Origin of the sequence: Arthrobacter dokdonellae (assembly GCF_003268655.1) — a bacterium.
Classification (GTDB): domain Bacteria; phylum Actinomycetota; class Actinomycetes; order Actinomycetales; family Micrococcaceae; genus Specibacter; species Specibacter dokdonellae.
The window spans coordinates 2,100,712-2,124,174 of the sequence record NZ_CP029642.1 but is presented as its reverse complement, the minus strand read 5'-3'; the positions used below and the strand labels follow the sequence as shown (position 1 = coordinate 2,124,174).

The window sequence follows — 23,463 nt, the reverse complement described above, 5'->3', positions numbered from 1 at the left end:
CATGACACGATCAGTCCAGGTAGTCGCGCAGGACCTGGGAGCGTGACGGGTGCCGCAGCTTGGACATCGTCTTGGACTCTATCTGGCGGATGCGCTCGCGCGTGACCCCGTAGACCTTGCCGATTTCGTCTAAAGTCTTCGGCTGGCCGTCCGTCAGGCCAAAGCGCATGGCCACCACTCCCGCCTCGCGTTCCGAAAGGGTGTCCAGCACGGAGTGCAGCTGTTCCTGCAGCAGCGTGAAGGAGACGGCATCGGCGGGGACCACCGCCTCGGAGTCCTCAATGAGGTCGCCGAACTCGGAGTCGCCGTCTTCACCCAGTGGCGTGTGCAGCGATATGGGCTCTCGGCCGTACTTCTGGACCTCAACGACCTTCTCAGGCGTCATGTCCAATTCCTTGGCCAGCTCTTCCGGAGTGGGTTCGCGGCCCAGGTCCTGGAGCATCTGGCGTTGGACGCGGGCCAGCTTGTTGATGACCTCCACCATGTGCACCGGGATGCGGATGGTGCGCGCCTGGTCGGCCATGGCCCGGGTGATGGCCTGTCGGATCCACCAGGTGGCATAGGTGGAGAACTTGAACCCCTTCGTGTAATCGAACTTTTCGACTGCACGGATCAGGCCAAGGTTGCCTTCCTGGATGAGGTCAAGGAAGAGCATGCCGCGTCCGGTGTACCGCTTGGCCAGGGACACGACGAGGCGGAGGTTGGCTTCCAACAGGTGGTTCTTGGCACGCTTTCCGTCGTGCACAATGCGCTGCAAGTCGCGCTTGAGCTGGACGTCCATCTTGGCGGCCTCTGGCGAGTTCAGCTTCTCGGTGGCAAACAGACCGGCCTCGATGCGCAGTGCCAGGTCGACTTCCTGCTCGGCGTTGAGCAGCGCAACCTTTCCGATCTGCTTCAAGTAGTCCTTGACCGGGTCCGCCGTGGCCCCGGCGGACATGACCTGCTGGACAGGGGCGTCGTCATCGTCGGAATCGGAGTAAACAAAGCCGGATCCCGTGGGGGCAGGCAATGCGGGCTTTTCGGAGCCTGCCTCGGGGTCTTCCTCTTCTACGGCAACGTCGGCAGCTTCCTCATCGTTCTTGGAAGCCCTGCCGCGGCGGGTTGCGGCCGCCTTCGGCGCAGCCTTGGCCGGCGAGCCGGCTGCAGCCGCGGCAGCCTTCTTCGCGGCAAGGGTGGTCGCGCGCTTCTGGGCCGGGGTCAGTGGCGCGTCGGCCGGCGCATTCAGCTCGATTGTTGTGGAGTCTTTGCTCTTGGAAGTAGCAGACACAGAAAACCTTTCTTGCGGCGGTCTGTGGAGTTACCTGCGGGCAACACCACTATGACCCTGTCAAGTCCGCGCTGCCTTTACGCATCACTTCATACTTGGAGGGTCAGTACGTATAACTCCCGGAACGGCGGCATTGTTCCCACCGCCACACACAAGGTTTATTCGAAAGAACCGCCAGCACGAAATCCAGCGCAAAACACGGACCCAACCGGGTCTAGGCAATCATTGTCTCATGTTTTCCCCCCGGTCCGGCACGGTTCAGGCTGCCTCCACCTGCCGCCGGTAGCCGGGCCAGGCAGTCTGCTGGTCCTTTGCCCAGGCGGCAACGAATCCTACCTGCAGGAGCCGGTCCAGCAGCTGCGCCAGCTTGTACCCCGGGCTGAATTTTTGGGATTCCAGGAAATACGCACCGGCCCAGGTGCCCCTCCCCCGGCACCACTGAATCCAACCCAGCAGGCAGAGCAGCGGCGCCTTGCCCTCTCCGTCCACTGACCGCACCAGGTACAACAAAAGCTCCTCCGCCACGTCCATGCGCGCCCAGTTGGGCGACGGCGCCCGACGCCGGTCACCGACACTGCCACCCAGCAGGACGTCGCTGAAGAGCTCCGCGGCCGCTGCGATCCCGGCGTCGGACTCGTCCAGGATCTCGATGTCATGGCCCGCGGCGCTGCTGGCCCCATACCAGTTGCGCGGCACGGCCGGCTCGGGCAGGTCCGGCTGCAGGAACCCGGTGCCCAGCACGCCAGCCAGCGACGTTTCAGGCGTCGTGGCGAAGGAAACCAGGACGGCGTCGCGCACGGCGGTGTTGCCCAGGCTGGCCAGGAGGTATCCGCACATGGTGACGTCGGGCCGCTCCGGCCAGTGCGCCAGGGTGCGCTCCCACGCGCCCAGAGTCACGACGAGTTGGTTTTCCGCCGTCCCGTGCACGCCGAGGATGCCCAGGACAGGCTCAGCCGTCCGCTCCACCTTCGCCGCCCGTTCCGGGTCCTCCACGGCCGTCATCGACGGAACCCGTTCCCTGGGGCTCTCTTCGACCGTGCTGCCCCGGTAGACCAGTTCGGCGCTGACAAAGCTGCCGGTGATCTTGCTGTTGCTGTACCCTGGCCACGGGCAGCAGGCCGGGTTGACGCAGTAGATGCACCGCCAATGATCGCGGCCCACGTACCAGGCATCGCGAACCGGCAGACCCTCCCGGGTGAGCGCGTCCAGCAGGGCATCGAAGACGTCCTGGCAGGGGAAATCGTCCGGATCGGTCCAGTCCGGGCCGCCGAAGATGGCCACGAGGGAGCCATCGGCCTGCTCGTCGCTTCCAAGCTGGCAGGCGGCGACATCGGCAAAGTGGTTCAGGTCGCCGGAACCGTCTGTCGGCAGGTCCAGGCGCATGGTGGCGCGCAACGCCTTGCCCCGCATGCCGATGCACACCACGCTGTTTTCCGGCCAGTACCCGACAATGTGCGGGATGAAGGCGAGCAGGTCCTCGCCGGCGCTGACTTTGATCTTCTCTTGTTTGCTCATGCCTCAAGGCTGGCCAAAGGAAGGGCCTGGGAACAGGGGCAACCGCGAAAGCCGCCTGATCTGTGGATAACGGGTGGCCCGTGGCCACCTATTTACCGTTAGTCGCTGTCCTGCCCGTGCCCCGGGCCGGGTCCGGCCTGATCCGGCCGCTGCCCCGCCTGCCGCCCGGCGCGGACTTCTGCACGGTACTGTGCGCGGCGCCGGCGGTTATCGGCCAGGGCCTGCCGCAGCGGCGGCACGTTTTCGCCGGCCAGGGCCATGCGGCGCCGGACCTTGCCGCGCACGCGGATGACAGCCACGGCGCCCACGGCCAGCACAATGAACTGGAAGGACAGGGCGATGCGAAAAGAGTCCAGCGAGTAGAGGTTGCCGTGGGAAAAGCCGTTGTTGTTCAGCAGGTCCAGGATCAGGCCCACCACGTACATGGTGACCAGGGCGGCGAAGAAGCCGCCAACATTCACTATGCCGGAGGCAGTGCCGATGCGGTGCGAGGGGTTGAAGGTGCGGGCAAAGTCAAAGCCGATCATCGAGGCGGGGCCACCCAGGGCCAGCGCCAGCACCAGCAGGACCAGCAGCCACAACGGCGCCTGTCCGGGGTATAGGATCACGGCGAGCCATGCCGCGGTAATGGTGAACGTCACCGCCAACACCATGGTGGAGCGGCGCAACGGGTGCCGGCCCACCCATCCGCCCAGCAGCGGCCCGCAGATGATGCCGACCACCACGAACAGGCTCAGCACCACGCTGGCCTCTGCCGGGTCCAGGCCCTGGCCGGAAACCAGGAACGGGTACCCCCAGGTCATGACGAACACGTTGCCGGCGAACTGTGTGGCGAAGTGGCTCCACATGCCCAGCTGCGTCCCCGGCTGCTGCCAGGCCCTGGCCAGGTCGGCGGCGGTTTCCCTCATGCCCGGCTGCACCACAGGGCCGGCGGATTCGGGGGCGTTGCGCAGCAACATGGACGCCAGCACGCAGGCCAGCATGCCCAAGGCGGACAAGCCCAGGAACGCAGGGCTCCAGCCCCAGACGTGCAGCACGATGGCGAACGGGGCTATGGAGATCAGCTGGCCGAACTGCCCGAGCTGTCCGGTGAGCTGGGTCAGCAGGGGAACCCGCCGTGCCGGGAACCATGCCGGGATCAGCCGGATGACCGAAATGAACGTCATGGCGTCGCCGGCGCCCACAAAGACACGTCCGACAACTCCTGCGGGCACGGAGGTCGCCGCGGCCAGCTGGAGCTGCCCAATGGTCATCACGGCGGCTCCGGCGGCGATCATCAGCCGGGGACCGAACCTGTCCACCAGGACGCCCACGGGAATCTGCAACACCGCGTAGACCAGCAGTTGGATGACGGTAAACGCGGAGAGGGCGGACGCTGATGCGTGGAAACGGTTTGTCGCTTCCAATCCCGCCACGCCAAACGAGGTGCGTTGCGTCACTGCGACGAGGTAGGCGAATACGCCGGTTCCCCAGATGGCCCATGCCCGTTTACTGTCCACACCGAAAGCCTATGCCCGGCGGGCTGCCGGGGTGCCCCATCCTCGCCCGTCAGGGCCTAGATGTTGCCGGAATCACCGTCGCCGGTGACGCCGGAAGACGATCCCGCGCCGGATGGGCCGTCCCGGCTGGCCAGGTAGGCCTCGACGGCAGCCCCGAGCTCGTCCGCGTCCGGCAGCTCGTCGTTGTCCCCGGCCAGCAGGGACCTGCGCTCCGTGCCTTCGCTGTGCTCGTCATATTGTTTCTCGAGGTTGCGCACCACGGCCTGCACCTCGGCAGACGCCTCGACCTGTTCGGTGATCTGGCGTTCCACGGCGCGTCCGGCCTCGCGGAGCCGCTCGCTGGGCAGCATCAGCGATGCGGCCGCGCCGAGGTATTCCAGCCCGGCGACGGCGGCCGGCGGGTACTCGGCGTCGGCCAGGTAGTGCGGGACGTGGATGGCATAGCCCACCACGTTGCGCCCTTCTGCAGCCAGCCGGTATTCGAGCAGGTGGCCGATGGCGGAGGGAATGTCCAGGGTGGTCTTCCACGCCGAGATGCCCTCAATGAGTTCGGGGCGGTTGCCGTGCACCGTGGCGCCAATGGGCCGGGTGTGCGGCACCGGCATGGGCACCGAGTGCACCCATGCGGTCAGGTTCACGTCCAGTCGCCGGACCAGGCCCAGCACGGCCGAGGTGAACCGCTCCCATTGCAGGTCCGGCTCGCTGCCATTGAGGAACAGGAAGGGCTTGCCCAGAGCGTCGACCATCCGGTACAGCACCAGCGACGGCGCCTGATAGTCGCTGAGGTGGTCCTCGGTGAACGTCATGCGGGGCCGGCGGGAGCGGTAGTCGATCAGCTGGTCCACGTCGAAGATGGCCACAGGCTCGGCCGCCAAGTGGTCGATGAGCTCGCCGGCGATCTGATGGATGACGTGCCCGGCGTCGGAAAATCCAGTGAAGGACATCAGCAGGTTCAGCCCGCGCAGGTCCTCGCCCTCCAGCAGTGCCTCATTAAGGGCATACAGGGACTCGGGGTCTTGAAAGGGCGTGTACGCAATGTTGTTCATAGTCTTCCTCACCAACTTATGTCTCTCACCAGCACAACACCGCCGGTGCCCGGAATCATCCCGGCGGCGCGCATCGCGTCCGGCCGCCTGCGGGTGGCAGCTTTCCCGGAAGGCGGCTCAGCGTTCGACGTACATACGGTACCGCAGCCGGGGAGGCGGAATTTTTCCGGTCGCGCCGAACTTGGCGGCCGCGCCTCAAAGAGACCCGGACATCCAAAGAGACTACGATCGGTGGGTAGTGCCACCCATTCATCCCACCACTACCGTGAGGACACATACAACGTGAGTGCGAGCAACACCATCAGCTTCAATGTCATCAGTTCCGACCTCAAAAAGGTCTCCGCGGATGCACTTGTCATTGGCGTCGGCAAGGGCGACGACGGACCCGTCATCCTTGACTCCCCCCTTTCGGCGTCCGCCGTCGCCTCGCTGAAGGCGTCGCTGGACGCCTTGGGCGTCAGCGGTGCGGCCGACCAGTTGGTGCGCCTGCCGGGCCTGCCGGACTCCGGCGCGAAGGTGCTGGTGCTCGCCGGTGTCGGCAAGCTGTCCGGGACGGAGATCACCGAGGAATCCCTGCGCCGGGCCGCCGGTTCCGCCGTCCGCCAGCTGGCCGGCCTCAAGCACGTGGTCCTGGCCCTGCCGACGACGGCGGTGGACCAGGTTTCAGCCCTCGCCGAGGGCGCCGCGCTGGGCGCGTACCGGTATGCCAGCCTGCACTCCGGCAAGGACGCGGCGAAGGAGGCGGTGTCCAAGGTGACGATTTTCTCCTCCCTCGCCAAGGATCCGGCGCTGGCGGCGGCCCTGGACCGGGCCGCCGTCGTCGCCAAGGCCGTCAACGCCACGCGCACGCTGGTCAACGAGCCCCCGAGCCGGCTGTACCCGGCGACGTTTGCCGAGGCGGCCAAGGACCTGGCCAAGGGCCTTCCCGTGAAGGTGACGGTCATGGACGAAAAGCGCCTGCTGAAGGACGGCTACGGCGGCATCATGGGCGTGGGCCAGGGTTCCTCGCGCCCGCCGCGCATGGTGAAGCTGGAATACAAGTCCGACAAGGCCGTGGCCGACCTGGCCCTGGTGGGCAAGGGCATCACCTTTGACTCAGGCGGCATCTCCATTAAGCCCGGTGCCGGCATGATCACCATGAAGTGCGACATGGCCGGGGCGGCCGCCGTGCTCAACACCGTCCTGGCCGTGGCCGGCCTGGGCCTGCCGGTCAACGTCACCGGGTGGCTGTGCATCGCTGAGAACATGCCCTCCGGCACGGCCATCCGCCCCTCCGACGTGCTGACCATCTTCGGCGGCAAGACCGTCGAGGTGCTCAACACCGACGCCGAAGGCCGGCTGGTCATGGCCGACGGTCTGGTGGCCGCCTCGCAGGAATTCCCCGACGCCATCATCGACGTCGCGACCCTGACCGGCGCGCAGGTGGTGGCCCTGGGGCACCGGACCGCCGGTGTCATGGGGGACGACGGCGTCAGCGCGGCCCTGAAGGCCGCCGCCGACAGGGCCGGCGAGCTGGTGTGGCCCATGCCGCTGCCGGAGGAGCTTCGCCCCACGCTGGATTCGCCCGTGGCGGACCTGGCCAACATTGGTGAGCGCATGGGCGGCATGATGACTGCAGCGGTGTTCCTACAGGAGTTCATCGGCAAGGACAGGAACGGGACGACCATTCCATGGGCCCACCTGGACATTGCCGGGCCCGCCTTCAACGAGGGCTCCCCCTATGGCTACACCCCGAAGCAGGGCACCGGCATGGCCGTGCGCACCCTCGTGGCCTACGTCGAGGACGTGGTGGCCCGCAGCGTTTAACAGGCACGGTGCTTAGCAGGGACTGTGTGGTTGGCGCCGGCGCCCGGTGTCCAACCACACAGTGAGTATGACCACAAACGGCTTTACTGTGACAGTGCCGAGGTGGAGCATGAAACATCTGGGCGCTAAGGTGATTGCTGAACGTATTTGTCCTTGGCCTATATCGTCACAGGACACAAGCGGGGCTGCCACTTACGCATGCGGCAGCCCCGCAACAACAAAAAGTGCGATGGCGCGAACACGTGCGCCATCCGAACGCGAGGGAGCGTCTAAGTGGCCGAACAGGCAGCTGGGCAAGAATTCGACATCCTGATTCTCGGCGGTGGCAGTGGCGGATACGCCGCGGCCCTGCGTGCCGTCCAATTGGGGCTGACCGTGGGATTGGTGGAAAAGAACAAGCTGGGCGGCACCTGCCTCCACAACGGCTGCATCCCCACTAAGGCCCTGCTGCACTCTGCAGAGGTTGCCGACCACGCCCGCGACGGCGCCAAGGTTGGCGTTAACGTGGAGCTGACCGGCATCGACATGAACGCCGTCAACGCGTACAAGGACGGCATTGTCGCCGGCAAGTACAAGGGCCTGCAGGGCCTGATCAAGGGCAAGGGCATCACCGTCATCGACGGTGAGGGCAAGCTCACCGCGGCCAACACCGTCACAGTGAACGGCGTGGACTACACCGGCAAGAACATCGTCCTCGCCACCGGATCCTACTCCCGCAGCCTGCCAGGCCTGGAAATCGGCGGCAAGGTCATCACCTCCGACCAGGCGCTCACCATGGATTACGTGCCCAAGAGCGTGATTGTCCTCGGCGGCGGCGTCATCGGCGTCGAATTCGCCTCCGTCTGGAAATCCTTCGGCGTGGACGTCACCATAGTCGAAGGCCTGCCGTCGCTGGTCCCCAATGAAGACCCCGCCATCATCAAGGTCCTCGAGCGCACCTTCCGCAAGCGCGGCATCAAGTTCAACACCGGCACCTTCTTCCAAGGCGTCGAGCAGAACGACGACGGCGTCAAGGCCACCCTCGTGGACGGCAAGACCTTCCAGGCGGACCTCATGCTCGTCGCCGTCGGCCGCGGCCCGTCCACCGCGGGCCTTGGATTTGAGGAAGCCGGCGTCACCATCGACCGCGGCTTTGTCATCACCAACGAGCGCCTGCACACCGGCGTCGGCAACATCTACGCCGTCGGCGACATCGTCCCGGGCGTCCAGCTGGCCCACCGCGGCTTCCAGCAGGGCATCTTCGTGGCCGAAGAAATCGCGGGCCTGAACCCCGTCGTGGTGGAGGACATCAACGTCCCCAAGGTAACGTTCTGCGATCCCGAGATCGCCTCCGTGGGCCTGAACGAACCGCAGGCCAAGGCAAAGTTCGGCGACGACAAAGTTGAAACCACCGAGTACAACCTGGCCGGCAACGGCAAGAGCGCCATCCTGGGCACCGGCGGCATCATCAAGTTCATTCGCGAGAAGGACGGCCCAGTGGTGGGCGTGCACATGATCGGCACCCGTGTAGGCGAGCAGATCGGCGAGGCACAGCTCATCGTGAACTGGGAAGCGTACCCGGAGGACGTTGCGGGTCTCATCCACGCGCACCCCACCCAAAACGAAGCCCTGGGCGAGGCAGCCATGGCATTGGCCGGCCGACCGCTCCACGGCTAGCAGGACCCTTGCTTAGTGCACCCGGCGCCCGCGCCGGGTGCACTAAGCTCAAATACAAACAATCATTACTCATGAATTTTATGCTTGGTGCTTTTGTGGGCACCGCACAAAAAGGAGAACGGGGACGAAATGTCTGAATCCGTGAACTTGCCCGCCCTGGGTGAAAGCGTCACCGAAGGAACCGTCACGCGATGGCTCAAACAGGTCGGCGAACGAGTTGAGGTCGACGAGCCCCTGTTGGAGGTCTCCACCGACAAGGTCGACACCGAAATTCCGTCGCCGTTTGCCGGCATCCTGGAACAGATCCTGGTTCCCGAAGACGAGACCGCTGAAGTGGGTGCGCCGCTGGCCCTGATCGGCTCCGGCGATGGCCCCGCAGCCGATGCCCCCGCCGCTGAGGCTGCACCGGCAGCCGCGCCGGCACAGAGCCCGGCCGGGGAGCCCACGCCCGCCGCGGCTGACGAGGCGCCCGCCGCTGCTCCCGAGGCGCCTGCCGCGGAGCAAGCACCCGCCGCGCCGTCCGAAGACTCCTTTGACGTCAAGCTGCCCGCCCTCGGCGAGTCGGTCACCGAAGGCACGGTGACCCGGTGGCTGAAGGCCGTTGGCGACACTGTCGATGTTGACGAGCCACTGCTGGAAGTCTCCACCGACAAGGTCGATACCGAGATCCCCTCACCCGTCGCAGGCACGCTCCTGGAAATTCGGGTTCCCGAAGACGAGACCGCGGAGGTGGGCGGAGTCCTCGCCGTAATCGGTTCCGGCAAGGCGGCCGCTCCCGCGCCCGCTCCCGCTCCCGCTCAAGCGCCCGCCCAGGCTGAGGCGCCGGCCGCTCCGGCCCCGGCTGCCGCTCCCGCGCCTGCCGCAGCTCCCGCCCAGGCTCCTGCTGCCGCTCCCGCCCAGGCTCCTGCTGCCGCGCCCGCCCCTGCCTCAGCTCCGTCTGCACCTGCCGCTCCCGCCCCTGCCTCAGCTCCGTCCGCGCCTGCCGCCCCAGCAGCAGCCGAGTCCAACTACGTCACCCCGCTGGTGCGCAAGCTCGCCAACCAGCAGGGCGTGGACATCTCCACGGTTTCGGGAACGGGAGTGGGCGGACGCATCCGCAAGCAGGACGTCCTGGCAGCCGCGGAGTCCGCCAAGGCCCCCACAGCCCAGGCAGCCGACAGCACCGCCGCGTCCGCGCCCAAGGCCGCTCCCGCCGTCGTGCCGTCCTCACTGCGCGGCACCACGGTCAAGGCACCGCGGATCCGCCAGGTCATTGCCCGCCGGATGCGCGAGTCGCTGGATATCTCCACGCAGCTCACGCAGGTGCACGAGGTGGACATGACGCGCATCGTCAAGCTGCGCAACCAGGCGAAGGGCCAGTTCCAGGCGGTGAACGGCACCAAGCTGACGTTCCTGCCGTTCATTGCCAAGGCGGTCACCGAGGCGCTCAAGCAGCACCCGAAGGTCAACGGCGAATACAATGAGGAAACCCAGGAGATCACCTACCACAACGCCGAGCACCTGGCGATTGCGGTGGACACTGACAAGGGCCTCCTGGTCCCGGTCATCTCCAACGCCGGCGACCTGAACCTGGCCGGACTGGCTGGCAGGATCGCCGACGTCGCCGCACGCACCCGCAGCGGCAAGATCGGCCCCGACGAGCTCTCCGGCGGCACGTTCTCGATCACGAACATCGGCTCGGTCGGCGCCCTGTTCGACACCCCGATCATCAACCAGCCCAACGTGGCCATCCTGGGCACCGGGGCGATCGTCAAGCGCGCAGCGGTCGTGGCCGATGCCGACGGTGACGACACCATCGCCGTCCGCCATATGATGTACCTGAGCCTGACGTACGACCACCGCCTGGTGGACGGCGCGGACGCCGGCCGCTTCCTGCAGACCCTGAAGGCCCGTCTGGAAGACGGCGCGTTTGAGGCCGATCTGGGCCTCTAAGCTGCCAGACAGGACCCGGCGGGGTTGCCTTCCCCACGGAAGGCGACCCCGCTCCCTGTTTATAGACACTTTGTCGCTAAACTGGGGTCATGACTGTACATACAAGGATTCTGGTATTCCTGCATGGCTGTCCTCATTGCCGCGATCGTCGGCTGCCGCAAGGCTGCGGCCAAGCAGGAGGTCTCCACGGGCCTGGCGCACGCAGTCGGAGGCATGGCACTGATCAACATTGCCGTGGCAACCCTCCGGAACTGACCCCTCGACGAGTATGCGGCGTCTTCCCTGCCTGCCCGGTTTATGACCACCGGAAGTGCTGGGGAAGGCGCCGTTTCGTGTTTTGGGCATAGGCTGGAAAGAAGCGCTGCCAAGGCGGCGCTCCACAGCGCACGCCCGGCCGCTTCCCGCGGGCCGGGTGCGCCACCACCTCTACCAAGGAGTGAACATGGCTACGATTCGCAACGCCCACACCGGATGGGTCGGCGACCTTCCCACCGGCACCGGACAGGTCACGCTGGACAGTTCCGGGCTCGGCACGTTTGACATCACCTGGAAGGCCCGCGCCGAAGCCGCCGAGGGCAAGACCAGCCCCGAAGAGCTCATCGCCGCGGCTCACTCGTCCTGCTTCGCCATGGCCTTCAGCAACGCGCTCAGCGAAGAAGGCAAGGCTGCCGACTATGTCAACACCTCCGCCGCCGTCACCTTCGTTCCCGGCACCGGCATCACGGGCAGCCACCTGACCCTCGCGGCCAAGATCCCGGGCATCAGCCAGGAGGACTTTGACCGCGTCGCCAACGCGGCCAAGGCAGGCTGCCCCGTCTCGGCGGCCCTGGCCGGGATTGAAATCACCCTCGACGCCACGCTCGACGCGTAGCACCCGCGCCCTCCCACGCGGGGGGCGGGCATGTGGGCCCGTCCAACCGGGCCCAGGGTACAGATATGGCGGCTCCCACCTCGTGGGAGCCGCCATATCTGTACCCTCGCGGCTTAGGGGCGGGGCGGGAGCGGCGCGGTGGCCAGGTTCCGGTAGCCGGCCAGCTCGGGCGGACGCACCGTGGGGATCTCGCGCTGCATCTCCAGCAGGACTCCGATGGCCGCCTCCAGCTGGGGGTCGTTGCCGGCCAGGTGGTCGTGGGGCGCGAACGGCACCTCGATGTCCGGGTCGACGCCGTAATTTTCCACGTGGAAGCCCTGCCCTTCCCGGAACCAGAAGGCGTAGCGGGGCTGTGTGACGCCCGTGCCGTCCGCCAGGGAGAACTTCCCGTCGATCCCCACGACGCCGCCCCAGGTGCGCATGCCGATCACGGGGCCAATCCCGCGCAGCTTCGCCACCGCGGTGATGATGTCGCCGTCGGATCCGGCAAACTCGTCCGTCAGCACCACCACGGGACCACGGGGTGACTGGGCCGGGTAGATCTCCGGCCCGTGCCCGCGCGAGATGGCCCAGGCGTCCATGCGCTTGCTGATGGCCTCGGCCACCAGCGGGGAGGTGTGCCCGCCGCGGTTGCGACGGACGTCGACCACCAGGGCGTCGGCCGCCGTTTCCGTGTCCAGGTCGCGGTGCAGCTGCGCCCATCCGCGCGGCATCATGTCCGGCACGTGGAGGTAGCCGAAAGTGCCGTTGGAGGCCTTGCGCACCATGGCGCGGTTGTCGGCGACCCACTGCTGGTAGCGCAGCCGTTCCTCGCTTTTCAGGGGCACGACGGCGACCCTGCGCCGGGCGGGTCCCTCACCTGCTCCCTTCGTTCCGCCCGTGCTGCGTACAGTGAGCTCGACGATCTTTCCGGCGGTGCCGGCCAGCAGCTCGCCCGGCCCGGCCTGCGGCACGGGCACGCCGTTGACCGCCTCAAGGATTTCGCCGGGGCGGGCAGCGACGCCAGGCGCCTCCAGGGGCGAGAACGCCCCGGGGTCGGAGGACTCTCCCCCGATGATGGAGGCGATGGTCCAGCCGTCAGCCGTAGGCTCAAACACGGCCCCCAGGAGGCCCTGCGCGCCGGCTCCTTCCTCGACGTCGGGCACGGGCGTCACATACGCGTGGGAGGTGCCCAATTCGCCGTGCAGCTCCCACAGCAGGTCCACGAGGTCGTCGTGGCTGCCGAGCCGGTCCACGATGGGGCGGTACCGGGCATGGACGGCGTCCCAGTCGGTCCCGGCCATGTCCGGCGTGTAGAAGAAGTCGCGCTGCAGCCGCCAGGCTTCATCAAAGGCCTGTCCCCACACCTGGATGGGGTCCAGCCGGAGCACGATCCGGTCCAGGTCCACTTCGGTGACGTCCGCGTCGTCGTCGTCCGCCTTGGCCGCGGAGGACAGCACGGTGACCTTTTCACCATGGACCGCCGCGATCCACCGGCCGTCGGCGCTGACGCGGAAGCTGTCCAGCTCCTCCACCACCCGGGTGACCTTCCTGGTGGCCAGGTCCAGACGGTCCAGGGCTGCTGCGGCCGGCTTGTCGGACGTGTTCGCCAGGCCCTCGCCCGTGGTGCCGCCGCTCCTGTCAACCTGCCACAGGAGGCCGCCGTCGACGGGCTTCAACGCCACATAGCGGTCCTGCCCGGCGGGCACGGCAATAATCCTGGCCGCGAGGCCTGCCGTGTCCACGGTGGTGCGCACGTCCGCGGCACTCCCGGCGCCGACCCCTCCGCCGGGCCACGACCCCGGGGCGCCGGGCTCCGTGGCATCGGCCTGCCGGGCGCTGGACCCTGGGGTACCGGTTTGCGGCCTGCCGTCCACGTCGGGGCCGAACGGCGAAGGCGTGTCTGCGGCCAGTGCCAGCAGGAAGGGCTTCGTGGACGCCGGGAAGCTCAGGTCAAAGGAGTGCGTGTCGTAGACAGGGTCAAAGCTGCGCCGCGACAGAAAGGCAACATATTTTCCGTCGCGGGTGAAGTCTGCGCTGAAATCCAGGAAGCGGCCGTCGGTGAGGTCGACGATCCGCTCCTGTCCGTCCTTCGGCGCCACCCCCGCGAGGCGGAGCTTGGAACGGTTCTCCCCCGTGTCCAGTGGCTCATTCCACAGCAGCCAGGCGGAATCGGGGCTGAAGGCCAGCTCCCCCACCGACCCGGCGGACGTTTGGGCGATCAGCTCGGTGGTTCCCGCCGCCACGTCCACGAGCAGCACCTCACCAAACTCGGTGCCAAGGGCGATCCGGCTCCCGTCCGGGCTGGCGGCAGCCTGGGCCGCCCGGGTCCGGGACGGGTAATCGATGCGCCGCAGTTCGTCCTGTCCGGCTGCCGCGGCGGAAGCGGGCTGCCCGGCAGCCGCGCCGACTGCGGCGTCCTCTCCGGCGGTGGCTGCCGGATCCTTCGGGGACTCCGAGGGCGTGCCGGCCTGCCCGGCGGGGACGGCCTGCCCGGCGGGGGCGGCGGGGGCGGCGGGGACGTCGGCTTTAAAGGTCTCCGCGTTGACCGCATGGGCCGAGACGGGCTTGGGCAAGTCCACCGATTCGGCGTTGCTGTCCTCGCTGGCGGCCGACTGCGGTGCGGGGGCCGCAGTCCCTGGGCCTGCGATCGCCGCGCCTGCCGCCGGTGCGGCGGCCGGCTGCGGCGAAGAATCGCCCAACGCCCTGATGTAAAGGGCTTCCTCTCCGCCGTTGTCCGCCACATACATGACGTGGCCCGCACCGAGCGGCCTGCCCAGGCGCGACCGCGCTCCGGGTTCGGCGGCGATGACGCGGGCGGGTCCGCCGCGGTGGGTCAGCAGATGCACCGTGCCGTGTGCCTCGACCACGCTGGCCCGGCCGTCGGCCGTGGGCACCACTTCGTTGAGGTGCTTGCCGGCCTGAAGGAGGTGCGGCGTGCGGGCGCCGTTGACGGCCCCAAGGCTGATGTCCAGCTGCACGGCCTCGCTGTCCAGGTTGTCAAGCGAAAACAGGTTGCCGGCGGATTCAAAGACAATGCGGGCGCCGTCGCTGCTGGCGTGTCGGACGTAAAACCCCTCAAAGTCCGTGTGCCGGCGCAGCCCGGTACCGTCCGGGAGAACCGAGTAAAGGTTGCCGTGGCCCTCATGGTCGGAGAGGAAGGCAATGCGCCCCGACACCCACATGGGGTCGCACAAGTTCCCGTCCAGTTTCGGGACCAGGCGGGAGAATTCGCCGGAACCGTCCACGTCGATCCACAGCTTTCCGGCGGTCCCGCCGCGGTAGCGTTTCCATGCGGCGGGCTCGCGCGAGAGCACGGAGGACACCACCACCGGGCGTTCGTCGCCCACGACGGGGCCAAAAACCACGCTGTCCACGGGCCCGTAGTTAAGGCGTTCGCGGCGCCCGGTATCAAGGTCGACGGCGTAGGCCCACGTCAGGCGGGAGTCCGCCTGTTCCCACGCGCTGGTCGCCACCACCCTGCCATCCGCGGTGAACCCTTTCACCTTGGTTCCCGCATGCCCCCAGTAAGTCAGCTGGGTCGCCGCACCTCCGTCCACGGGCGCGGCCACCACCTCCGGCGCCTCCCCGCGGGTGACGGTCCACACCAGGCTCGTCCCGTCCGGGGTGAACCGCGGGTTGCGCGGAGGGGACTGTTCTGCCGAGACCCGCCAGGCCCGGCCACCCGCCACGGGGGCAACCCAGACATCGTCCTGGGCTGTGAAGGTGATCAGGTCCTTGTGCAGGTGCGGGTAGCGAAGGTAACTGGAGGAGGTCATTTACGTATCTTAGCCACCGCCCGGAAGTATCTGCTGGACCACCCACCGCGAACCGGCCTGGACCAGGACAATGAGGAGCCGCTGCTGCTGTTCACGCGGCTGGGCGTACACCACGGCGCCCCGGGCATCCTGTTCCGCAAAGGCGCTTGTCGTGACGGTGGCCGACACCGTGACCGCGGCGTACGGGGCATCGGATCCACCCGAGACAAGCTGCTCCTTGGCGACGGCAACCCCGGAGATTGTAGTGTCGAGCCCGGTGAACGAATGACCCGCGCCGGCCAGCGCACTGACCACCTTCGCGTCGGCTGCCATGGCCGGGGACCCCGCCGCATTCACCGTCTCCAACAGTCCACGGTCCGCAGTGGACAGGGCATAGGACCGCACCCAGCCCAGGGCCGCCAGGGCCGTCTCCGGCGCGTCCGACATGAGACCGTCCCGGACCTGCTCGGGAATCTTCACGGCCTGCGGCCCCAGCGACGCCAGCACGGCCGCATTCCGTGAAGTCGAGTCCGCCAGCCGCTTCCCCGCGGCTGCGGCCTGCTTGCCGGCAGGCTCGGCGGACTCGGCGGCCGAAGCGCCGCCCACCGCGGCCGTGGCGGACGTGGTGGCCGGTGCTGATGCGGCCGCCGGCGACCGGGAGTCGGCGGCTGCCCCGCTTCCGGCCGTCACGTGCCACCCGGCGAAACCCGCGCCGGCCAAGGCAACGGCGGCCGCCGCCACCACGTATGGCATCACCAGGTGCCCACCGGCCGACCCGCCGCCACGCCGCTGTCCGCTTCGCCGGTCCCCCGGCCATGAACGGCCCTGCCGGCGTCCCGGTCGGGCTAAGCGCAACCTGCGCCTGCGCAGCAGCGGCCAGAACAGCCCCTGCGCCGGTGCGCGGACGTCGCGCCGGGTGAGCAGTTCCGGCAACACGCTCGGATGCACCGATTGCGCCAGGGCCAGGGGTTCGGCCCGGGCGCTGCGGAAGACCGCCTGGGCCAGCTCGGCCGCGGTCGGGCGTTGGGCCGCGTCCTCGGCAAGGCCCGCCTCGAGGGCGGCGGCGAGTTCGTCGGGCACCTCGCGCGCATACATGCCCAATGGCATCCTGTCCCGGGTGGCTGCCGGCGCGTGTCCCGTCAGGGCAAACCAGCCCACGGCGGCCATCGCGTAGACGTCGGAGGCCGGGGACACGACGTCGTCCATCAGGCAGAAGAAGCCCGGCGTGCCCGCATCGCGTCCGTGCGGCTGGACCGCGAGACGGGCAAGCCCGAGGTCCCCCAGGACAGGCTTTCCGAGTGCGGTCAGCAGCACGTTGCCGGGTGCCACGTCCCCATGGACCACGCCGCGCCCGTGCAGATATGACAACACCTTTCCTAACGGCGTCAGGACGGTGACGCACTCGCCCACGGACAACGGCCCGCGGGCCGCCACCATGTCCCGGACGGAGCCTCCGGCTGCATAGTCCATCAGCAGCGCCGACCCTCCCTGCCACGGTCCACCCAGCCGGACCAGCCCGTGCATGCGCACCAAGTGCTCGTGGTCATAATGGGCCAGGATCCGCCACTCTTGTGTGATCTCCGTTTCATTGTGACGTGTTGCCGCCGTCAGCCCGGAGAGGCCTTCCCCGGCCGCAGCAAAGCACTTGGCCGCCAACGGCGCGCCCCCGTCCACCGGCCGGACCAGCCAGACCTCCGCCTGGGCGCCGCCGCCCAGCCGGCGCACGGCATCGAACCCGTCCAGGACAGGGGGCTGCCCCTGGCGCGCCTCGACCCTGTTTGCATCCATAGGTCAGTGATAGTCCCTTTTCGCGAACCTTGCCGAAAGTTATCCACAGGCACGGAGCACATCCGCGTTTCTAGGCGATTTAGACGAAGTACGTTCGTCCCCTAAACTGGCGTACATGACTGTTGAGTTCACAGAGGTCGGTTTTGCCCCGGATTTTGTCGACTATAGCGGCGCCTGGGACCAACAACGCACCGTTCACGACGCCGTCGTCGCCGGCACTGCGGGAAACACGGTGCTGCTGCTCGAACATTCCGCTGTCTACACGGCTGGAAAACGCACCGAAGATCACGAACGTCCTTTCGACGGCACCCCGGTCATCAACGTGGACCGCGGCGGAAAGCTGACATGGCACGGCCCCGGCCAGCTGGTCGCCTACCCCATCCTGAAGCTGCAGGATGCCCATGGGATCCGCGAATATGTCACCACGCTGGAAGAAATCATCATTGAAACGCTGGCCGCCTTTGGCGTGGCCGGCGTCCGGGTCCACGGCCGGGCCGGCATTTGGCTGCCGGCCGACGACTTGGGCCCCGACCGGAAGATCGCCGCCATCGGCATCCGGGTCCACGAGGGCGTGACCATGCACGGCATCGCCATCAACGCGAACAACGACCTTGCGCCCTACGCCCAGATCATCGCCTGCGGCATCACCGACGCCGGCACCACCACCATTGCTGCCGAAACCGGCGTCGACGTCGCTCCCGCGGACCTGGTTCCCGTCCTGAAGGCTGCGGCCACCCGCCTTTTGGCCCCGCTTGTCGTCAAGCCGGCCCCGGCGCTTCCCGAACTTAAAACTGCAGCCGGCTCCCCTGAGCACAGCCCGGCGGAAGGAGCACTCCTGTGACGCTGGCACCCGAGGGTCGGAAGATGTTGCGGATTGAGCAGCGCAACGCGGCCGTGCCGGTGGAGCGCAAGCCGGAATGGATGAAGGCCAAGGTCGAGATGGGCCCGGAGTACATTGCGATGAAGAACCTGGTCAAGGGCCAGGGCCTGCACACGGTGTGCGAGGAGGCCGGCTGCCCGAACATCTTCGAGTGCTGGGAGGACCGGGAGGCCACGTTCCTCATCGGCGGCTCCGAATGCACCCGCCGCTGTGATTTCTGCCAGATCGACACGGGCAGGCCCTCCCCGATCGACAGGTTCGAGCCCACCAAGGTCGCCCGGTCCGTGGTGCAGATGAACCTGCGCTACGCGACCGTGACCGGGGTGGCCCGCGACGACCTGGCCGATGAGGGCGTGTGGCTCTACGCCGAAACGGTGCGCAAGATCCACGAGCTGAACCCGAACACGGGCGTGGAGCTGCTCATCCCGGACTTCTCCGGCAAGCCCGGGCACATCAAGGCGATCTGCGACTCCGCCCCGGAGGTGTTCGCCCACAACGTGGAGACCGTCCCGCGGATCTTCAAGCGCATCCGCCCGGCCTTCCGCTACGACCGCTCCCTGGACGTCCTCACCCAGGGCCGGGACCACGGGATGGTCACCAAGTCCAACCTGATCCTGGGCATGGGCGAGACCCGGGCCGAAATCTCCACCGCCCTGCAGGACCTGCACGACGCCGGGACCGACCTGATCACGATCACCCAGTACCTGCGCCCCTCCGAACGGCACCTGCCCGTGGACCGCTGGGTCAAGCCGCAGGAATTCCTGGAACTCTCCGAAGAGGCCGAGGAGATCGGTTTCCTGGGCGTCATGTCCGGCCCCCTGGTGCGTTCCTCCTACCGGGCCGGGCGCCTGTGGGCCACGGCCATGCGCAAAAAGGGCCGCGACATCCCCGAACACCTCGCCCACATCGCCGAAGGCATCGAGGACTCCGGACACACCCGCCAGGAAGCCGCCTCCCTCATCGCCGCACACTAGCCCGCCCGCATTCTCCCAGCCGCATTCCGCCGGTCCGCCCACGGGCAGCCCGGCGGTTCCTCTGCGCACCGAACATGCCCAACACCCGCTAGAATTGACGTACTATGGCCAAATCCACTGACTCAGCACACGCCGCCGCCGACAAGCCGAAGCGCTCACTCTTCAACCGCGCCCCGAAGGACGGTGCGAAGAAGAAGGAGAAGAAGCCCGGCCGCCTCAAGCAGATGGTGGACATCTTCAAGATGACCCGCCGCCACGACCCCATGGTCACCTGGCTCATGCTGGGCATCTTCTTCGGCGTGATCCTGGTCGCGCTGCTCGTGTCCCTGCTGGTTCCCCCGCACTCCTGGATCAACGGCCTGCTGATCGGCATCCCGCTGGGCCTGCTTGGCGCGCTCCTGTTGATGTCCCGCCGCGCCGAACGAGCCGCCTATGCCCAGATTGAAGGCAAGCCCGGGGCCGCCGGCGCGGCCCTGAGCTCCCTGAAGAAGGGCTGGATCTTTGACGAGCAGCCCGCCGCCGTGAACCCGCGCACCCAGGACGTGGTGTTCCGCGCCATCGGTAAGGCAGGCATCGTTCTGGTCACCGAAGGTCCGTCCACGCGCGTCAAGGGCCTGGTGGATGCCGAACGACGCCGCCTGACCCGCATTCTGCCCAACGTCGCCATCACGGTGATAGAGACCGGCAAGGGCGACGGCCAGGTGCCCATTGCCAAGTTGACGAAGAAGATGAACAAGCTCAAGGGCGAACTGACCAAGGTCGAGGTCGGGGCCGTCAACAAGCGCATCTCCTCCATGGGCAACAAGCTGCCCATCCCCAAGGGCATCGACCCCTACAAGGCTCGCCCCGACCGCAAGGCAGCACGCGGCCGGTAGGAAGGCGCCGCGTCACGCTCCGGCAGGAAGGCCCGTTCCCGCGTCCATCCGGACGCCAGGACGGGCCTTCCTGCATTCCACAGCCTGGGACGAAGCGAGGGCCGGGCCACGCCGCAATCCTTCAGCCCCGCCCCCGCAGAGAATCCACGCTGGCGGCAATAAGGGAATCCGTCAGCGCCGGACCAGGATCGTTTTCATCGCGCGGTCGTGCAGGCCGCGTTGGTCGGCGTCGGCGATGACGGCCGGAATGAGAAGGCACAGGAGCACTGTGCGGACCACGCCGGCCAGCAGGCCGGCAGGGGCGCCGTCGAGCCTCTGGACGGCGATGCCCGCGATCCTGTGGCCCACGCTATAGCCGAGGGTCCCCACGAGAACCATTTGTTCAACGGCGAAAATGCCCAGGATGGCCATGGAGTTGGTGTGGAAAAATGCCGCCGCAATCAGGTAGCACAGGCCCCAGTCAAGGCAGATCGCGAGTATCCGCCGCCCGGCGCGGGCCATGGAGCCGCGCCCGGATTCGGGCAGGCCCAAGCGTTCGCCCGGGTATTTGGATATATTGGAAGTGTCCGGCCCGCTGAGCCAGGACCCGATGTCTTTACGATCTACCACCCCTCCAGCCTACCGGTGGTGAGCGCCGGTGTACTCACGGGTTGCCCGCCGGGGTGGTTGTAACGTGCCGGAAACATTTCCGACACCCTTGAGTAACGGCATCGACATAGTCTTTTGTCAGTTGCGTACAGCACCCATGGTCGAACCCGTTCGACCGGAATCCAGAACGCCAAGGAGCGTAGATGTTCAAGAACGCGGAAGAAGTCCTCCAGTTCATCAAGGACGAAGATGTGAAATTCATCGACATCCGATTCACCGACCTGCCCGGTGTCCAGCAGCACTTCAATGTGCCCGCAAAGACGGTGGACCTCGACTTCTTTGTCCACGGCCAGCTGTTCGACGGCTCCTCCATCCGCGGTTTTCAGGGCATCGCCGAATCCGACATGCAGCTCATCCCGGACCCCACGACCGCCTTTGTGGATACGTTCCGCCTGGAGAAGACCCTGGCACTGAACTTTTCCATCGTGAACCCGCGAACCGGAGACCCGTACCACCGCGACCCCCGCGGCGTGGCCGAAAAGGCCGAGGCGTATCTGGCGTCCACCGGCATCGCCGACACCGCCTTCTTCGGCGCCGAAGCCGAATTCTTTGTCTTCGACAACGTCCAGTACGAATCCTCTCCACAGGGCTCCTTTTACAAGATCGATTCCGAAGAGGCCAACTGGAACACGGGCCGGAAGGAAGAGGGAGGCAACCTCGGCTACAAGACCCCCGTCAAGGGCGGCTACTTCCCCGTGGCACCCATCGACCACCAGGCCGACCTCCGCGACGCCATGTGTATCGAACTGGACAACGCCGGCCTGGCCGTTGAGCGATCCCACCACGAGGTCGGCGCGCCGGGACAGGCCGAGATCAACTACACCTTCAACACGCTGGTGCACTCCGCGGACGACCTGCAAAAGTTCAAGTACGTCATCAAGAACACGGCCTGGGCCTGGGGCAAGTCGGTGACGTTCATGCCCAAGCCCGTCTTTGGCGACAACGGCTCCGGAATGCACTGCCACCAGTCGCTGTGGAGCAACGGCGCACCGCTGTTCTACGACGAGAAGGGTTATGCCGGCCTTTCCGACCTGGCCCGCTGGTACATTGGCGGCCTGCTCAAGCACTCCTCGGCGGTGCTCGCGTTCACAAACCCGACGGTGAATTCCTACCGCCGCCTGGTCAAGGGCTTTGAGGCGCCAGTCAACATGGTGTATTCACAGGGCAACCGCTCCGCCGGCATCCGCATCCCGATCACCGGTTCCAACCCGAAGGCCAAGCGCCTCGAGTTCCGCGCGCCGGATCCTTCCTCCAATCCGTACCTGGCGTTCTCCGCCCAGCTGATGGCCGGCCTTGACGGCATCAAGAACCGGATCGAACCCCCGGCTCCCATCGACAAGGACCTGTACGAGCTGCCCCCGGAAGAAGCCAAGGACATCCCCAAGGCCCCGGAGTCGCTCGAGGAGGCCCTCACCGCCTTGGAGAACGACAACGAGTTCCTGCAGGCCGGCGGCGTGTTCACCCAGGACCTTATCGACACCTGGATCGAATACAAGCGCGAATACGAGATCAAGCCCCTGCAGCTGCGCCCAAACCCCTACGAGTTTGAGCTCTACTACGGCTGCTAGCCAGCCCTAGCTGCCGCTGGCTGCCCTTCGACGGCGTGCCAATGCCGGCGGGGCGTGTGACCTTCATACGTCCCCTCCGGCATGGCACGCCGTCGTTGTTTAAGGCACGACGGCGGCGCCGACGCAGCCCGTCACTCCCCTACCGCTTGCCGTACTTTTTGTGGACGGCCTGCTTGCTGACGCCCAGGCAGAGGGCGATGGCCTCCCAGGACAGGCCCGCCGACCGCGCACGGGCCACCATTTCGGACTCCGTCCGGGCAAGCTGCCTGCGCGCCTCGGCGACTGCGCCAAGCGCCTCCGCCGGCCCCTTGCCGTCCATGTTGCCCAGCAGTGTTTTCACTGTCACCACCTCCACATGTCAACATTAGTTGACAGCGGAGGCGAGGGTCAACCTTTATTGACGAACGGGTGGAACCTGACCCGCTGCGGTCCCGAGCCTGCCGCTACCGGTGCCGCCGGGGTCAGAAAATGGACCAGCCAGTGCGCGTGGTGAAGGCGTCCAGGGCGGCGATGCCTGCCACGGAGTTCCCGTTGGGACCCAGGGCGGGCCCCCAGACAGCGACGGCGCAGCGTCCGGGAACAATGGCCACAATGCCCCCGCCCACGCCGCTCTTGCCGGGAAGGCCGACGCGGTAGGCAAATTCGCCGGCCGCGTCGTACGTGCCGCAGGTAAGCATGACGGCGTTGACGCGCCTGCTCTGGTTCGGGCTGAGGAAAGGCGTGCCGCCGGAAGAAACGCCATGGCGGGCCAGGAAACGGGAGGCCAGGGCCAGGTCCTCGCAGGACATTCTCAACGCGCACTGGTTGAAGTAGTTTTCCAGCACCAGCTCCACCGGGTTCTCCAGGTTGCCGTAGCTGGCCAAAAGGTGCGCCATGGCTGAATTGCGGTGCCCGTGCTGCGCCTCGGAGGCGGCCACGGCGTCGTCGAAGTCGACCGACGGGTTGCCCGACTCCTTGCGCAGCAGGCCGCGGACGGAGCGGGCGGCGTCGCCCGTCAGCGTCAGGAGCCGGTCCGTGACCACGATGGCGCCCGCGTTAATGAACGGGTTGCGCGGGATCCCGTTGTCCGCCTCCAGCTGCAGCATGGAGTTGAAGGGCGTACCTGACGGTTCGCGAAACACCCGCCTCCAGATGGAGTCGTAGTCGTAGGACATGACCAGGGCGAGCGAGAACACCTTGGAGATGCTTTGGATCGAGAACGGCTCCTGCCACTGTCCGGAGCCGTGGACGGGTCCGTCGGACATGGCCACGCACATGCCGAAGTTGTCCGCAGGAACGCTGCCCAGTCCGGGGATGTAGGACGCCACGGCGCCTTCACCCAGCAGGGGCCGGACCTCGTGGACGATGTCGTCCACAATGCCCTGTAGGTCCATGAGCTGCCCGCTTTCACTGTTGTGCCGC

General features: G+C 67.1%; 17 protein-coding genes and 1 pseudogene. 9 read left to right on the top strand and 9 right to left on the bottom strand.

What is annotated here, in order from left to right; genetic code table 11:
• Positions 1–10 precede the first annotated feature (10 nt).
• The 4 genes from DMB86_RS09415 to DMB86_RS09400 all read right to left on the bottom strand — a co-directional run bounded on the left by DMB86_RS09415 (position 11) and on the right by DMB86_RS09400 (position 5,327).
• Positions 11–1,267: an RNA polymerase sigma factor gene (locus DMB86_RS09415; RefSeq protein ID WP_418202314.1), complete on the bottom strand. Its 1,257-nt coding sequence runs from the start codon at positions 1,265–1,267 to the stop codon at positions 11–13.
• A 258-nt stretch (positions 1,268–1,525) separates the two neighbouring features.
• A complete protein-coding gene (locus tag DMB86_RS09410) occupies positions 1,526–2,782 on the bottom strand; it encodes a DUF4192 domain-containing protein (protein ID WP_113717535.1) in 1,257 nt (418 codons plus the stop codon).
• A 98-nt stretch (positions 2,783–2,880) separates the two neighbouring features.
• A complete protein-coding gene (locus tag DMB86_RS09405; protein ID WP_113717534.1) occupies positions 2,881–4,281 on the bottom strand; it encodes an MFS transporter in 1,401 nt (466 codons plus the stop codon).
• A 56-nt stretch (positions 4,282–4,337) separates the two neighbouring features.
• Positions 4,338–5,327 (bottom strand): proteasome assembly chaperone family protein, encoded by a 990-nt coding sequence (locus DMB86_RS09400; protein ID WP_113717533.1) that lies wholly within the window; start codon positions 5,325–5,327, stop codon positions 4,338–4,340.
• A 282-nt stretch (positions 5,328–5,609) separates the two neighbouring features.
• Here DMB86_RS09400 and DMB86_RS09395 point away from each other — a divergent pair, with 282 nt between their 5' ends.
• From DMB86_RS09395 to DMB86_RS09380, 5 genes and pseudogenes are all read left to right on the top strand, one after another.
• Complete coding sequence (locus DMB86_RS09395) at positions 5,610–7,133, top strand: leucyl aminopeptidase (RefSeq protein ID WP_227878686.1); 1,524 nt, start codon at positions 5,610–5,612, stop codon at positions 7,131–7,133.
• A 273-nt stretch (positions 7,134–7,406) separates the two neighbouring features.
• Complete coding sequence (gene lpdA, locus DMB86_RS09390) at positions 7,407–8,789, top strand: dihydrolipoyl dehydrogenase (protein WP_113717531.1); 1,383 nt, start codon at positions 7,407–7,409, stop codon at positions 8,787–8,789.
• Positions 8,790–8,918: 129 nt separating this feature from the next.
• Positions 8,919–10,721, top strand: a complete 1,803-nt coding sequence (gene sucB, locus DMB86_RS09385) for a 2-oxoglutarate dehydrogenase, E2 component, dihydrolipoamide succinyltransferase (RefSeq protein WP_113719451.1) — start codon at positions 8,919–8,921, stop codon at positions 10,719–10,721.
• Between the two features lie 123 nt (positions 10,722–10,844).
• Positions 10,845–10,976 (top strand): annotated as a pseudogene (locus tag DMB86_RS21400) (hypothetical protein); the annotation flags it as partial.
• Positions 10,977–11,163: 187 nt separating this feature from the next.
• Positions 11,164–11,592 (top strand): OsmC family peroxiredoxin, encoded by a 429-nt coding sequence (locus DMB86_RS09380; RefSeq protein ID WP_113717530.1) that lies wholly within the window; start codon positions 11,164–11,166, stop codon positions 11,590–11,592.
• A gap of 113 nt (positions 11,593–11,705) precedes the next feature.
• Here DMB86_RS09380 and DMB86_RS09375 read toward each other — a convergent pair whose 3' ends face one another.
• Positions 11,706–15,350: a S41 family peptidase gene (locus DMB86_RS09375; protein WP_113717529.1), complete on the bottom strand. Its 3,645-nt coding sequence runs from the start codon at positions 15,348–15,350 to the stop codon at positions 11,706–11,708.
• 9 nt (positions 15,351–15,359) lie between these two features.
• On the bottom strand, positions 15,360–17,117 hold the full coding sequence (locus tag DMB86_RS09370; protein ID WP_113717528.1) for a serine/threonine protein kinase: 1,758 nt from the start codon (positions 17,115–17,117) through the stop codon (positions 15,360–15,362).
• A 115-nt stretch (positions 17,118–17,232) separates the two neighbouring features.
• Here DMB86_RS09370 and lipB point away from each other — a divergent pair, with 115 nt between their 5' ends.
• The 3 genes from lipB (at position 17,233) to DMB86_RS09355 (ending at position 19,846) form a co-directional block, all read left to right on the top strand.
• Complete coding sequence (gene lipB / locus DMB86_RS09365; RefSeq protein ID WP_113717527.1) at positions 17,233–17,958, top strand: lipoyl(octanoyl) transferase LipB; 726 nt, start codon at positions 17,233–17,235, stop codon at positions 17,956–17,958.
• Positions 17,955–18,971 (top strand): lipoyl synthase, encoded by a 1,017-nt coding sequence (gene lipA / locus DMB86_RS09360; protein ID WP_113717526.1) that lies wholly within the window; start codon positions 17,955–17,957, stop codon positions 18,969–18,971. The genes lipB and lipA overlap by 4 nt, the downstream gene beginning before the upstream one ends.
• A 104-nt stretch (positions 18,972–19,075) precedes the next feature.
• Complete coding sequence (locus DMB86_RS09355; RefSeq protein ID WP_113717525.1) at positions 19,076–19,846, top strand: DUF4191 domain-containing protein; 771 nt, start codon at positions 19,076–19,078, stop codon at positions 19,844–19,846.
• A gap of 171 nt (positions 19,847–20,017) precedes the next feature.
• On the opposite strand, the gene DMB86_RS09350 is transcribed toward DMB86_RS09355, so the two are convergent.
• Complete coding sequence (locus tag DMB86_RS09350) at positions 20,018–20,455, bottom strand: RDD family protein (RefSeq protein ID WP_113717524.1); 438 nt, start codon at positions 20,453–20,455, stop codon at positions 20,018–20,020.
• Between the two features lie 182 nt (positions 20,456–20,637).
• Between DMB86_RS09350 and glnA the strand changes: the two genes are divergently transcribed.
• Positions 20,638–22,062: a type I glutamate--ammonia ligase gene (glnA, locus tag DMB86_RS09345; protein WP_113717523.1), complete on the top strand. Its 1,425-nt coding sequence runs from the start codon at positions 20,638–20,640 to the stop codon at positions 22,060–22,062.
• A gap of 139 nt (positions 22,063–22,201) precedes the next feature.
• Here glnA and DMB86_RS09340 read toward each other — a convergent pair whose 3' ends face one another.
• Both DMB86_RS09340 and DMB86_RS09335 read right to left on the bottom strand, forming a co-directional pair.
• Positions 22,202–22,402, bottom strand: a complete 201-nt coding sequence (locus DMB86_RS09340) for an AsnC family protein (protein WP_227878685.1) — start codon at positions 22,400–22,402, stop codon at positions 22,202–22,204.
• Positions 22,403–22,523: 121 nt separating this feature from the next.
• On the bottom strand, positions 22,524–23,435 hold the full coding sequence (locus DMB86_RS09335; RefSeq protein ID WP_113717521.1) for a glutaminase: 912 nt from the start codon (positions 23,433–23,435) through the stop codon (positions 22,524–22,526).
• Between the last annotated feature and the right edge of the window lie 28 nt (positions 23,436–23,463).

Coding starts and splice junctions, on each gene's coding strand:
- DMB86_RS09410 (WP_113717535.1), bottom strand. CDS start 2,782: ATGAGCAAACAAGAGAAGATCAAAGTCAGCGCCGGCGAGGACCTGCTC.
- DMB86_RS09400 (WP_113717533.1), bottom strand. CDS start 5,327: ATGAACAACATTGCGTACACGCCCTTTCAAGACCCCGAGTCCCTGTAT.
- sucB (WP_113719451.1), top strand. CDS start 8,919: ATGTCTGAATCCGTGAACTTGCCCGCCCTGGGTGAAAGCGTCACCGAA.
- DMB86_RS09380 (WP_113717530.1), top strand. CDS start 11,164: ATGGCTACGATTCGCAACGCCCACACCGGATGGGTCGGCGACCTTCCC.
- DMB86_RS09375 (WP_113717529.1), bottom strand. CDS start 15,350: ATGACCTCCTCCAGTTACCTTCGCTACCCGCACCTGCACAAGGACCTG.
- DMB86_RS09370 (WP_113717528.1), bottom strand. CDS start 17,117: ATGGATGCAAACAGGGTCGAGGCGCGCCAGGGGCAGCCCCCTGTCCTG.
- lipB (WP_113717527.1), top strand. CDS start 17,233: ATGACTGTTGAGTTCACAGAGGTCGGTTTTGCCCCGGATTTTGTCGAC.
- DMB86_RS09355 (WP_113717525.1), top strand. CDS start 19,076: ATGGCCAAATCCACTGACTCAGCACACGCCGCCGCCGACAAGCCGAAG.
- glnA (WP_113717523.1), top strand. CDS start 20,638: ATGTTCAAGAACGCGGAAGAAGTCCTCCAGTTCATCAAGGACGAAGAT.
- DMB86_RS09335 (WP_113717521.1), bottom strand. CDS start 23,435: ATGGACCTACAGGGCATTGTGGACGACATCGTCCACGAGGTCCGGCCC.